This is a genomic window from Streptococcus oralis subsp. tigurinus (assembly GCF_002356415.1).
GTDB classification, from domain to species: domain Bacteria; phylum Bacillota; class Bacilli; order Lactobacillales; family Streptococcaceae; genus Streptococcus; species Streptococcus oralis_F.
Genome location: NZ_AP018338.1, coordinates 1,225,104 through 1,237,014, shown reverse-complemented (window position 1 = coordinate 1,237,014; position 11,911 = coordinate 1,225,104). Strand labels below are relative to the sequence as shown.

At 42.6% G+C, this 11,911-nt stretch carries 11 protein-coding genes; 10 read left to right on the top strand and 1 reads right to left on the bottom strand.

The genetic code is table 11. The features are described 5' to 3' along the window. The first annotated feature begins 16 nt into the window (after positions 1-16). Positions 17-2,323, top strand: coding sequence for a DNA translocase FtsK (locus tag STO1_RS06285; protein ID WP_096422448.1), 2,307 nt, complete (start codon positions 17-19; stop codon positions 2,321-2,323). A 43-nt stretch (positions 2,324-2,366) separates the two neighbouring features. Here the strand turns inward: STO1_RS06285 and STO1_RS06280 are convergent, their stop codons facing one another. Continuing rightward, positions 2,367-2,792 carry a DUF6556 family protein gene (locus tag STO1_RS06280; protein WP_061588080.1) on the bottom strand — a complete coding sequence of 142 codons (426 nt, stop codon included), beginning with the start codon at positions 2,790-2,792 and terminating at the stop codon, positions 2,367-2,369. Between the two features lie 137 nt (positions 2,793-2,929). Here STO1_RS06280 and STO1_RS06275 point away from each other — a divergent pair, with 137 nt between their 5' ends. From STO1_RS06275 to STO1_RS06235, 9 genes are all read left to right on the top strand, one after another. Then, the gene (locus STO1_RS06275) at positions 2,930-4,072 is read left to right on the top strand and encodes a cysteine desulfurase family protein (RefSeq protein WP_061588081.1); all 1,143 of its coding nucleotides are present in this window, start codon (positions 2,930-2,932) and stop codon (positions 4,070-4,072) included. An 8-nt stretch (positions 4,073-4,080) separates the two neighbouring features. Further along, on the top strand, positions 4,081-5,295 hold the full coding sequence (gene thiI / locus STO1_RS06270) for a tRNA uracil 4-sulfurtransferase ThiI (RefSeq protein ID WP_096422446.1): 1,215 nt from the start codon (positions 4,081-4,083) through the stop codon (positions 5,293-5,295). A 136-nt stretch (positions 5,296-5,431) separates the two neighbouring features. Then, the gene (locus STO1_RS06265) at positions 5,432-6,256 is read left to right on the top strand and encodes an alpha/beta hydrolase (RefSeq protein WP_042767727.1); all 825 of its coding nucleotides are present in this window, start codon (positions 5,432-5,434) and stop codon (positions 6,254-6,256) included. A 20-nt stretch (positions 6,257-6,276) separates the two neighbouring features. Beyond that, positions 6,277-7,017: an esterase family protein gene (locus STO1_RS06260; RefSeq protein ID WP_096422444.1), complete on the top strand. Its 741-nt coding sequence runs from the start codon at positions 6,277-6,279 to the stop codon at positions 7,015-7,017. Positions 7,018-7,029: 12 nt separating this feature from the next. Continuing rightward, positions 7,030-8,196, top strand: a complete 1,167-nt coding sequence (locus STO1_RS06255; protein ID WP_061588085.1) for an ATP-grasp domain-containing protein — start codon at positions 7,030-7,032, stop codon at positions 8,194-8,196. Positions 8,197-8,353: 157 nt separating this feature from the next. Further along, positions 8,354-9,223: an aquaglyceroporin Gla gene (gene gla / locus STO1_RS06250; RefSeq protein ID WP_057488548.1), complete on the top strand. Its 870-nt coding sequence runs from the start codon at positions 8,354-8,356 to the stop codon at positions 9,221-9,223. A 109-nt stretch (positions 9,224-9,332) separates the two neighbouring features. Then, positions 9,333-10,058, top strand: a complete 726-nt coding sequence (locus STO1_RS06245) for a CppA N-terminal domain-containing protein (RefSeq protein WP_045616911.1) — start codon at positions 9,333-9,335, stop codon at positions 10,056-10,058. Next, entirely contained in the window at positions 10,055-10,990 is a 936-nt protein-coding gene (locus STO1_RS06240) for a serine hydrolase domain-containing protein (RefSeq protein ID WP_061588087.1), read from the top strand. Before STO1_RS06245 ends, STO1_RS06240 begins: the two co-directional genes overlap by 4 nt. 9 nt (positions 10,991-10,999) lie before the next feature. Beyond that, entirely contained in the window at positions 11,000-11,905 is a 906-nt protein-coding gene (locus STO1_RS06235; RefSeq protein ID WP_096422442.1) for a DMT family transporter, read from the top strand. Positions 11,906-11,911: the final 6 nt, after the last annotated feature.

Below are 11,911 nucleotides of genomic sequence, written 5' to 3'. Positions count from 1 at the left end.
ATGGTATAATAGAAATATGGCAAACAAAAATATAAGTAAAACAAGACGGAGACCGTCTAAAGCAGAACTCGAAAGAAAACAGGCTATCCAGAGGATGTTGATTTCCTTAGGAATTGCCTTATTGTTGATTATTGCAGCTCTCAAGCTTGGTGCTGCGGGTATCACCCTTTATAATCTCATTCGACTGTTAGTCGGAAGTTTAGCCTATGTGGCTATAGGCGGCCTCCTCATCTATCTTTTTCTTTTTAAATGGATACGCAAGCAAGAGGGGCTTCTGTCAGGATTTCTCTGTATCTTCGCTGGCTTGCTCTTGATTTTTGAGGCCTATCTTGTCTGGAAGTTTGGTTTGGAGCAGTCAGTTCTAAAAGGGACCTTGGCTCAAGTTATGACGGATCTGACTGGTATCCGGGTGACTAGCTTTGCTGGTGGAGGTCTGCTAGGTGTTGGACTTTACATCCCCATATCCTTTCTTTTCTCCAATATCGGATCGTACTTTATTGGAGTTCTTTTGATTCTAGTTGGGGCTCTCTTGGTCAGTCCTTGGTCTATTTATGATGTTGCGGCCTTTATTGGAGCTCAGTTCAGATCCTTCATGGAAAAACAGGAACAGAGAAAACAGGAACGCTTCATCAAGAGAGAAGAAGATAAGGCTCGTCAAGAAGCTGAAGAAGCAGCAAGAATCAAGAGAGAACAAGAAGAACAGGATGCACTACCGCTTCCTTCTGTAGATCCTGAAACTGGAGAAATCTTACCAGAAGTTCCAGACTATGATCTTCCACCAATTCCTGAAAAAGAATGGAGTGAACCCGAGATTATCCTCCCTCAAGCTGACGTTGAAGTTCCAGACGAGAAAGAAGATTTTGAGGATGAAGAGGTGCAGGTTGATTTTTCTGCTAAGGAAGCCCTTGAATACAAGCTGCCAAGCTTGCAACTCTTTGCGCCAGATAAACCCAAAGATCAGTCCAAGGAAAAGAAGATTGTTCGAGAAAATATCAAAATCTTAGAAGAAACCTTTGCCAGCTTTGGTATCAAGGTAACGGTTGAACGGGCTGAAATCGGCCCATCAGTAACTAAGTATGAAGTCAAGCCAGCCGTTGGTGTACGGGTTAACCGCATTTCCAATCTGGCAGACGACTTAGCGCTAGCTCTGGCAGCCAAGGATGTTCGGATTGAGGCTCCGATCCCTGGTAAATCCTTAGTCGGAATTGAAGTACCCAACTCTGAGATTGCGACCGTTTCCTTCCGTGAACTCTGGGAACAGTCTCAAACTAAACCAGAAAATCTCCTCGAAATTCCTCTAGGTAAGGCGGTCAATGGAACTGCTCGCACCTTTGACCTTTCCAAGATGCCCCACCTACTCGTTGCAGGTTCGACAGGATCAGGGAAGTCGGTTGCAGTTAACGGTATTATCGCGAGCATTCTCATGAAAGCAAGACCCGACCAGGTCAAGTTTATGATGGTCGATCCTAAGATGGTTGAGTTATCCGTTTACAACGACATTCCTCACCTTTTGATTCCAGTTGTGACCAATCCACGCAAGGCCAGCAAGGCCCTGCAAAAGGTTGTGGATGAGATGGAAAATCGTTACGAACTCTTTGCTAAGGTTGGAGTACGAAATATTGCTGGTTACAATGCCAAGGTTGAGGAATTTAATAGTCAATCTGAGTACAAACAAGTACCGCTGCCTTTGATTGTTGTCATTGTTGATGAGTTGGCAGACCTCATGATGGTGGCTAGCAAGGAAGTGGAAGATGCCATCATTCGTCTCGGACAGAAGGCGCGTGCCGCAGGGATTCACATGATTCTCGCAACGCAACGTCCATCGGTTGATGTCATCTCTGGTCTCATCAAGGCCAATGTCCCATCTCGTGTGGCTTTTGCAGTTTCATCAGGCACAGATTCACGAACCATATTGGATGAGAATGGAGCAGAAAAATTGCTCGGTCGAGGAGACATGCTCTTTAAACCAATCGATGAAAATCACCCAGTCCGTCTGCAAGGATCCTTTATCTCGGATGATGATGTTGAACGCATCGTAAACTTCATCAAGGCTCAGGCGGATGCGGACTACGATGAGAGTTTTGATCCAGGTGAGGTTTCTGAAAATGACGGTGAATTTTCAGATGGTGAAGCTGGTGGCGATCCGCTCTTTGCAGAAGCTAAGGCTCTGGTTATCGAGACGCAGAAAGCTAGTGCCTCTATGATTCAGCGTCGTTTGTCGGTTGGATTTAACCGTGCGACCCGCCTTATGGAAGAACTCGAAATGGCAGGTGTCATCGGTCCAGCTGAGGGAACCAAACCACGAAAAGTATTGCAACAATAAAAAATAGCTTCTTTCCAAAGCTGGAAGGAAGCTATTTTAGTAGTTATTGATTGCTTTTGTTTTCGGAACTAGTCGTTTTGGACGAGTTTCCACTATCAGTTGTTTCTTTTGTTGAGGAAGGTGTAGAAGAATCCTGAGTTGTTGTTTTCTTCTCTTCTTTTTTCTCTTCCTTTTTATTGGATTGAGGAGTTTCTTCCTGCGAGGTATTTTCTTTAGTGGAAGTGTTGTCCTTGTTAGGAGTAGTATTCTCCTGAGGGGCTTCTTTTTGAATTTCCTTGACAACAGTTGTTTGGGTTGTCGTCGGTTCTTTTTTATTGTTTTTGCTATTATCCATGGCGTTCATGATAGTGATAGTAGCGGTGATTAGGCCAAGGATACTACCGATGGTAGCAATCGTTTTTTGAAAGACAGTAAATCCCTTTTTGATGTGTTCTGTTTTTGGTTTTGAAGTTCTATGATAGTTAGACATGATACTCTCCTTTAATTATGATTTATTATACCTCATTTCTTTAAAAAAATCTTAAAAAAAGAGGACTTGCCCTTTCTTGTCGCAAGCTTTGTTTCATGATACAATAGAAGAAGTGATTTTAGAAAGCGTGAGAAAACATGATCTACTTTGATAATTCGGCAACGACCAAGCCTTATCCTGAAGCACTTGAAACCTATACGCAGGTCGCTTCGAAAATTGTAGGAAATCCTTCTAGCCTCCATCATTTGGGAGACCAGGCGACACGAATTTTAGATGCTTCCCGGCAGCAAATTGCAGATTTGATTGGCAAGAAGAGTGATGAAATCTTCTTTACTTCTGGAGGAACAGAAGGGGATAACTGGGTCATCAAAGGTGTGGCCCTTGAAAAAGCCCAGTTTGGCAAGCACATCATCGTATCAGCCATTGAACATCCAGCAGTCAAGGAGTCAGCCCTCTGGCTGAAAAGTCAGGGTTTTGAGGTGGATTTTGCTCCAGTTGATGAGAAAGGGTTTGTGGATGTTGAGGCTCTAGGAGCTTTGATACGACCTGATACGACCCTCGTCTCCATTATGGCAGTAAACAACGAAATTGGATCTATTCAACCTATTGAGGCCATCTCAGAACTGTTGGCAGACAAGCCAACTATTTCCTTCCACGTTGATGCAGTTCAGGCACTCGCTAAGATTCCGACTGAAAAATATCTGACAGATCGTGTAGATTTTGCGACCTTCTCAAGTCATAAATTTCATGGTGTCCGAGGTGTTGGCTTTGTCTATATCAAGTCTGGTAAGAAAATTACGCCTCTTTTGACAGGTGGTGGTCAAGAGCGTGATTATCGTTCGACAACTGAAAATGTAGCAGGGATTGCAGCGACAGCCAAGGCCCTCCGTTTGTCTATGGAAAAGTTAGATATCTTTACTAATAAGGCAGGGCAGATGAAATCAGTCATTCGCCAAGCGCTTTTGGACTATCCAGATATTTTTGTCTTTTCAGATGAGGAAGACTTTGCCCCTCATATCCTGACTTTTGGAATCAAGGGTGTTCGTGGTGAAGTCATTGTTCACGCCTTTGAAGACTATGATATTTTCATCTCCACAACCTCTGCTTGTTCATCCAAGGCTGGAAAACCTGCGGGAACCTTGATTGCCATGGGAGTGGACAAAGATAAGGCCCAGTCAGCTGTGCGTCTTAGCCTAGACCTTGAAAATGATATGAGTCAGGTTGAGCAGTTTTTGACCAAGCTAAAATTAATTTACAATCAAACTAGAAAAGTAAGATAGGAGCATTCATGCAGTATTCAGAAATTATGATTCGCTACGGAGAGTTGTCAACTAAGGGCAAAAACCGTATGCGTTTCATCAATAAACTTCGCAATAATATTTCGGGCGTTTTGTCCATCTATCCCCAAGTTAAGGTAACTGCTGATCGCGACCGTGCCCACGTTTACCTCAATGGAGCCGACTACACAGCAGTTGCAGAATCTCTTAAACAAGTCTTCGGGATTCAGAATTTTTCTCCAGTATATAAGGTTGAAAAATCTGTAGAAGTTCTGAAGTCTTCTGTCCAAGAGATTATGACAGATATCTACAAGGAAGGCATGACCTTTAAGATTTCTAGTAAGCGTAGCGATCACAACTTTGAGCTCGATAGTCGTGAACTCAACCAAACACTTGGTGGAGCTGTATTTGAGGCAATTCCAAATGTCCAAGTTCAAATGAAAAATCCTGATATCAATCTTCAGGTGGAGATTCGTGAGGAGGCGGCCTATCTTTCCTATGAAACTATTCGTGGAGCAGGTGGCTTGCCTGTGGGGACTTCTGGTAAGGGGATGCTCATGTTGTCAGGAGGAATTGACTCGCCTGTAGCAGGTTATCTAGCCCTTAAACGAGGGGTAGATATTGAGGCGGTTCACTTTGCCAGTCCGCCATACACGAGTCCTGGTGCCCTTAAGAAAGCCCAAGATTTGACTCGTAAATTGACCAAGTTTGGGGGCAATATCCAGTTTATCGAGGTGCCTTTCACAGAGATTCAAGAGGAAATCAAGGCTAAGGCGCCAGAAGCCTACCTTATGACCTTAACACGTCGTTTTATGATGCGCATTACCGACCGTATTCGTGAGGTGAGAAATGGTTTAGTTATCATCAATGGGGAAAGTCTTGGTCAAGTAGCCAGCCAGACCTTGGAAAGCATGCAGACTATCAACGCTGTGACTAGCACTCCAATCATTCGTCCCGTGGTTACCATGGACAAGTTGGAAATCATTGATATCGCGCAGGAAATCGATACCTTTGAAATTTCAATTCAACCTTTTGAGGACTGCTGTACTATTTTTGCGCCTGATCGTCCTAAGACCAATCCTAAAATTAAGAATGCAGAGCAGTATGAAGCACGCATGGATGTTGAAGGTTTGGTTGAGCGAGCAGTGGCTGGTATCATGATTACTGAGATTACACCTCAAGCTGAAAAAGATGAAGTCGATAACTTGATTGACAATCTCCTTTAATCAGAAAACCCAGAAGAATTCAGAAAAACAAATGAAAAAAGTTAGTTATTTATCCTTAAAATGGACATTTGCTGACTTTTTTTCTATTTTTATGGTATAATAAGATAAAATTTTGAATATAGAGAGTTTTCTGACAATGAATCATTCCTACTTTTACTTAAAAATGAAAGAACACAAACTCAAGGTTCCTTATACAGGAAAGGAGCGTCGTGTGCGTGTTCTTCTGCCTAAGGACTACGAGAAGGACACAGACCGTTTTTATCCTGTAGTTTACTTTCATGATGGGCAAAATGTCTTTTACAGCAAGGAGTCTTATATCGGACACTCTTGGAAAATTATTCCAGCCATTAAACGAAATCCAGACATCAGTCGCATGATTGTTGTTGCTATTGATAATGACGGCATGGGACGGATGAATGAGTATGCGGCTTGGAAGTTTCAAGAATCTCCTATCCCAGGCCAGCAGTTTGGTGGTAAGGGTGTGGAGTATGCCGAGTTTGTCATGGAGGTGGTCAAGCCTTTTATCGATGAAACGTACCGAACCAAAGCTGATCGCCAGCATACAGCTATGATTGGTTCGTCTCTAGGAGGCAATATTACCCAGTTTATCGGACTAGAGTACCAAGATCGAATTGGTTGTCTAGGTGTCTTTTCATCTGCTAACTGGCTTCACCAAGAAGCCTTTAACCGCTACATTGAGCGTAAGAAATTGTCGCCTGAACAGCGCATTTTCATCTATGTAGGGACAGAAGAAGCAGACGATACGGACAAGACCCTGATGGCTGGCAATATTAAGCAAGCCTATATCGACTCATCGCTTCGCTATTACCATGATTTGATTGCAGGTGGAGTAGGCTTGGATAATCTTGTCTTGAAAGTTCAGTCTGGTGCCATCCATAGTGAAATCCCTTGGTCGGAAAATTTACCAGACTGTCTCCGATTTTTTGCAGAGAAATGGTAAGTTAGGAAAGGAGAAAGCCAATGCATATTGAAAACCTTAGCCACTGGAGTGGCAATCTCAACCGTGAAATGTACCTAAACCGTTATGGACATGCTGGGATTCCAGTTGTTGTTTTTGCTTCATCTGGTGGTAGTCACAATGAATACTATGATTTTGGCATGATTGATGCCTGTTCTTCCTTTATCGAAGAAGGTCGTGTTCAGTTCTTTACCCTATCCAGTGTTGACAGTGAGAGCTGGTTGGCCACTTGGAAAAATAGTCATGACCAAGCTGAAATGCACCGTGCCTATGAGCGTTATGTGATTGAGGAGGCGATTCCTTTTATAAAGCATAAGACAGGTTGGTTTGACGGTATGATGACAACAGGTTGCTCAATGGGGGCCTACCATGCACTTAATTTCTTCCTCCAGCATCCAGATGTCTTTACCAAGGTGATTGCCCTCAGTGGTGTTTATGATGCACGTTTCTTCGTTGGCGATTACTACAATGATGATGCTATTTACCAAAACTCACCTGTAGATTATATCTGGAATCAAAACGACGGCTGGTTTATCGATCGTTATCGTCAGGCGGAGATTGTCGTTTGTACGGGCCTTGGTGCCTGGGAACAAGACGGTCTGCCATCCTTCTACAAGCTCAAAGAAGCCTTTGACCAGAAACAAATTCCAGCCTGGTTTGCTGAATGGGGGCACGATGTCGCCCACGACTGGGAATGGTGGCGTAAACAAATGCCCTATTTTCTTGGACACCTGTATCTATAAAAGGAGTTGCCTATGAATTACCTTGTTATTTCTCCCTACTATCCGCAAAACTTTCAACAGTTTACCATCGAGCTAGCTAATAAAGGCATCACCGTTTTGGGAATTGGTCAGGAGCCTTACGAACAACTAGATGAACCTTTGCGCAATAGCCTAACCGAGTATTTCCGTGTAGATAATCTTGAGAACATAGACGAAGTCAAGCGTGCTGTTGCCTTTCTTTTCTACAAGCATGGTCCTATCGACCGTATCGAGTCGCACAATGAATACTGGCTTGAACTAGACGCAGCCCTACGAGAACAATTCAATGTCTTTGGTGCCAAACCCGAAGACCTTAAAAAAACCAAGTTTAAGTCTGAAATGAAGAAACTCTTCCAAAAGGCAGGTGTACCTGTTGTACCTGGCACTGTTATCCAGACAGAAGCAGATGTAGACCAAGCAGTCGAGACGATTGGCCTACCAATGATTGCCAAACCGGATAATGGAGTGGGAGCGGCAGCAACCTTTAAGCTTGAGACAGAAGACGATGTAAATCACTTCAAGGAAGAATGGGACCATTCAACCGTTTATTTCTTTGAGAAATTTGTCACTTCCAGCGAAATCTGTACCTTTGATGGACTAGTGGACAAGGATGGTAATATCGTCTTTTCAACGACTTTTGACTACGCCCATACACCACTTGATCTCATGATTTATAAGATGGACAATTCCTACTATGTGCTTAAGGATATGGATCCCAAACTGCGCAAGTATGGGGAGGCCATTGTCAAGGAATTTGGCATGAGAGAACGCTTTTTCCATATCGAGTTCTTTCGTGACGGGGACGACTACATTGCCATTGAGTACAATAACCGTCCTGCAGGTGGCTTTACCATTGATGTTTATAACTTTGCTCACTCTTTGGACCTCTATCGTGGCTATGCAGCTATTGTCGCAGGAGAAGAGTTTCCAAGTTCAGAGTTTGAGCCCCAGTATTGCTTGGCAACTTCACGTCGTGCCAATGTCAACTATGTTTATTCAGAAGAAGACTTGCTTGCCAAATACAGCCATCAGTTCAAGGTTAAGAAGATCATGCCAGCTGCCTTTGCGGAACTTCAAGGAGATTACCTGTATATGATGACAACTCCGAGTCGACAAGAAATGGAGCAGATGATTGCAGACTTTGGTCAACGTCAAGATTAATGAAAAGGATGAAAGGAGTTTGACTTCTTTTGTCCTTTTCTTAAAGATAGATTAAATAAAGCGTTTTCCAGAGATTCTTTTAGAAAATCTGTTGCTAAAAGGCCTAAAAATTGATAGAATAAGGATTGTCTAAAAAAATTGAAGGAGAATCTATCAAATGGATTTTACATGGGCTATTAAATATGCCACTGAATTCTTGGGAACTGCTATTTTGATCATTCTTGGTAATGGTGCAGTTGCTAACGTTGAACTTAAAGGTACGAAAGGTCACCAAAGTGGCTGGCTCGTTATCGCTGTTGGTTATGGTATGGGGGTTATGATTCCGGCCTTGATGTTTGGTAATGTATCTGGTAACCACATCAACCCAGCTTTCACTCTTGGTCTTGCAGTTAGCGGACTTTTCCCTTGGGCTCAAGTAGTGCCATACATTATCGCACAAGTTTTGGGAGCAATCTTCGGACAAGCTTTGGTTGTTGCAACTCATCGTCCTTACTACTTGAAAACAGAAAATCCAAATAATATCTTGGGAACTTTCTCAACGATTTCAAATGTTGACCAAGGAACAAAAGAATCACACTTTGCAGCATCTGTTAACGGGTTTATCAACGAGTTTGTTGGTTCGTTCGTTCTCTTTTTTGCAGCACTAGGTATGACTAAAAACTTTTTTGGTGCAGAAGTAATGCAATACATGAAACAAATGGCAACGCAGGCTAATCAAACAGTTGACTTTTCTGAATTAGCTATCAAAGCTCAAATAGCACCACACACAACAGCAGGTCTTTCAGTAGCTCATTTAGGACTTGGTTTCCTAGTAATGGCCTTGGTAACTTCACTCGGTGGACCTACTGGACCTGCTTTGAACCCAGCTCGTGACTTTGGACCACGTCTCCTTCACGCTGTTCTTCCAAAATCGGTTCTTGGTCAACACAAGGGTGATTCAAAATGGTGGTATGCTTGGGTTCCGGTTGTAGCTCCAATTGCAGCGGGTATTGCAGCAGTAGCAGTATTCAAACTACTTTACCTATAAGAAACGAAACTGGGGAAACCCAGTTTTTTGTTATAAAATTTCTAAATAAATCAGATATGTCTTGTAAAATATTCGAAAATCCTTTAAAATAAAAGAGTTGGAGGAATTTATGAGTGTGAATGAGATTGTTCGGATCATTCCGACTTTGAAAGTTAATAACCGAAAATTAAATGAAAAATTTTACATTGAAACCCTAGGGATGAAACCCTTGTTAGAAGAGTCGGCCTTTCTTTCCTTGGGAGACCAGACAGGTACTGAGAGGTTGATTCTAGAAGAAGCTCCGAGCATGCGAACACGCAGAGTTGAAGGGCTTAAGAAACTCGCTAGACTCGTGGTGAAGGTTGATAATCCTTCTGAAATCGAGGACCTTCTTTCACAGATGAAGTCCCTTCCTCGCCTATTTAAAGGAAGCTGTGGTTATGCTTTTGAGATTGTTTCTCCTGAACAGGATGTGATCCTTGTTCATGCGGAAAATCATATTGAAGACTTAGTTCCGCTAGATACGATTCCTGAATTTTATTCAAATAAAAGTATAAAATACTTGAGTCAATTTGAAGTTTCCGTTGAACTCCGTCTGCCTGAGGACAGGGAGAGTTTACTTGATTCAGAATTGGCGACCAATGCCATTACCTTTACTCAAGGGCAAGGTCCAGATTTGGCTGTTGAAAACAATGTTACCTGGGACTTGTCTATGCTGAAATTTTTGGTAAAGGATCTAGAGTTGACTAGTCTTCGTCAGAAATTTGAAGGCACAGACTATTTTATTCCAAAGTCTGAAAAATTCTTCCTTGGTAAAGATACCAATAACATCGAATTGTGGTTTGAAGAAGCATGAAGTGGACAAAAATTCTAAGAAAAATAGAAGATCAAATCGAGGCAGGGGTCTATCCCGGGGCCTCTTTTGCGTATTTTAAGGATGGTAAATGGAAAGAATCTTACCTAGGCTTAAGTGATCCTGAGAAAGGTTTGAAAACAGAGTCAGGGCTAGTCTATGACCTAGCCAGTGTGAGTAAGGTTGTGGGAGTAGGGACAGTCTTGACCTTCTTGTGGCAACAGAGGAAACTAGACATTGATCGACCAGTGACGGACTTTTTTGTTGCATGTGATTACCCAGATATCACTATTCGTCAACTCTTGACCCACGCAACAGATCTGGACCCCTTTATTCCTCATAGAGACCAGTTGGATTCTGAAGAATTAAAAGAAGCCATGTTTCACCTCAATAGACGAAGTCAGCCAGCCTTCCTATACTCGGACGTTCACTTTTTACTCTTGGGCTTTCTTTTGGAAAAAATCTTTAATCAAGACTTGGATCAGATTATAGAAGAACAAGTTTTGAACCCGTGGGGGATGAAAGAAACAATGTTTGGTCCCGTTGAGTTTGCTGTACCAACAGTTAGAGGAGTAGCGGCAGGTAGTATCCACGATCCCAAAGCTCGTCTTTTGGGTAAACATGCTGGAAGTGCTGGTTTATTTTCAACTGTTAAGGATTTGCAAATCTTTCTGGAACATTACTTAAAAGATGATTTTGCAGCAGATTTGAGCCAAAATTTTTCTCCCTTAGATGATAAGGAGCGTTCCCTAGCCTGGAATCTGGAAGGAGCTTGGCTCGACCATACGGGCTATACTGGTACCTTTATCATGTGGAATCGAGAGAAGCAGGAGGCTGCCATCTTTTTATCCAATCGAACGTATGAGAAGGATGAGCGTGCCCAGTGGATAGTCGATCGAAATCAAGTAATGGAAATGATTCGTCAAGATAAGTAGGGGTGAAGCATGTCAAAAACATTAAAAGGAACTCTGTATACAGTAGTGGCAGGGATTGCTTGGGGCTTGTCTGGAACTAGTGGTCAATACCTGATGGCACACGGGGTTTCTGCTCTGGTCTTGACCAATTTTCGACTTATCATTGCAGGCTTGGCACTGGTAGCCTTATCCTATATGACTGCAAGGGATAAACTCTATGCTTTTTTTAAAGACAGAAAAAGCCTTTTATCTCTGCTGTTATTTGCCTTGTTTGGACTTTTCTTAAACCAGTTTGCTTATCTTTCTGCCATTCAGGAAACCAATGCTGGAACGGCGACAGTTCTCCAGTATGTATGCCCCGTTGGGATCTTGATTTATACCTGTATCAAGGACAAGGTAGCACCGACACTGGCTGAGATTATTTCGATTGGTTTAGCAATTGGAGGAACTTTTCTGATTGCGACGCACGGGAAAGTTGACCAGTTGTCTGTCACACCTGCTGGTCTTTTCTGGGGTCTCTTTTCTGCCTTGACCTATGCTCTCTATATTATCCTTCCCATCGCTTTGATTAAGAAGTGGGGCAGTATTTCGGTGATTGGTGTTGGGATGGTTATTTCTGGTGTAGTGGCTCTTCCCTTTACAGGAGTCTTACAGGCCAGCATACCGACTAGCTTAGATTTTCTCTTTGCATTTGCTGGGATTATCATTATCGGAACGGTCTTTGCCTATACAGCTTTTCTAAAAGGGGCTAGTCTGATAGGCCCTGTTAAGTCTAGTTTATTAGCTTCCATAGAGCCAATTTCTGCTGTTTTCTTTGCCTTTCTGATTATGAAGGAACAGTTTTATGCGATTGATTTTGTCGGTATGGCCATGATTTTACTAGCCGTGACCATTATTTCATTGAAAGATTTATTGCTGGAAATAAAGAGTAAGTAATAAAAA

Excerpts from the sequence above, each read along its gene's own strand:
- STO1_RS06285 (WP_096422448.1), top strand. The coding sequence starts at position 17 with ATGGCAAACAAAAATATAAGTAAAACAAGACGGAGACCGTCTAAAGCA.
- STO1_RS06280 (WP_061588080.1), bottom strand. The coding sequence starts at position 2,792 with ATGTCTAACTATCATAGAACTTCAAAACCAAAAACAGAACACATCAAA.
- STO1_RS06275 (WP_061588081.1), top strand. The coding sequence starts at position 2,930 with ATGATCTACTTTGATAATTCGGCAACGACCAAGCCTTATCCTGAAGCA.
- thiI (WP_096422446.1), top strand. The coding sequence starts at position 4,081 with ATGCAGTATTCAGAAATTATGATTCGCTACGGAGAGTTGTCAACTAAG.
- STO1_RS06265 (WP_042767727.1), top strand. The coding sequence starts at position 5,432 with ATGAATCATTCCTACTTTTACTTAAAAATGAAAGAACACAAACTCAAG.
- STO1_RS06260 (WP_096422444.1), top strand. The coding sequence starts at position 6,277 with ATGCATATTGAAAACCTTAGCCACTGGAGTGGCAATCTCAACCGTGAA.
- STO1_RS06255 (WP_061588085.1), top strand. The coding sequence starts at position 7,030 with ATGAATTACCTTGTTATTTCTCCCTACTATCCGCAAAACTTTCAACAG.
- gla (WP_057488548.1), top strand. The coding sequence starts at position 8,354 with ATGGATTTTACATGGGCTATTAAATATGCCACTGAATTCTTGGGAACT.
- STO1_RS06245 (WP_045616911.1), top strand. The coding sequence starts at position 9,333 with ATGAGTGTGAATGAGATTGTTCGGATCATTCCGACTTTGAAAGTTAAT.
- STO1_RS06240 (WP_061588087.1), top strand. The coding sequence starts at position 10,055 with ATGAAGTGGACAAAAATTCTAAGAAAAATAGAAGATCAAATCGAGGCA.
- STO1_RS06235 (WP_096422442.1), top strand. The coding sequence starts at position 11,000 with ATGTCAAAAACATTAAAAGGAACTCTGTATACAGTAGTGGCAGGGATT.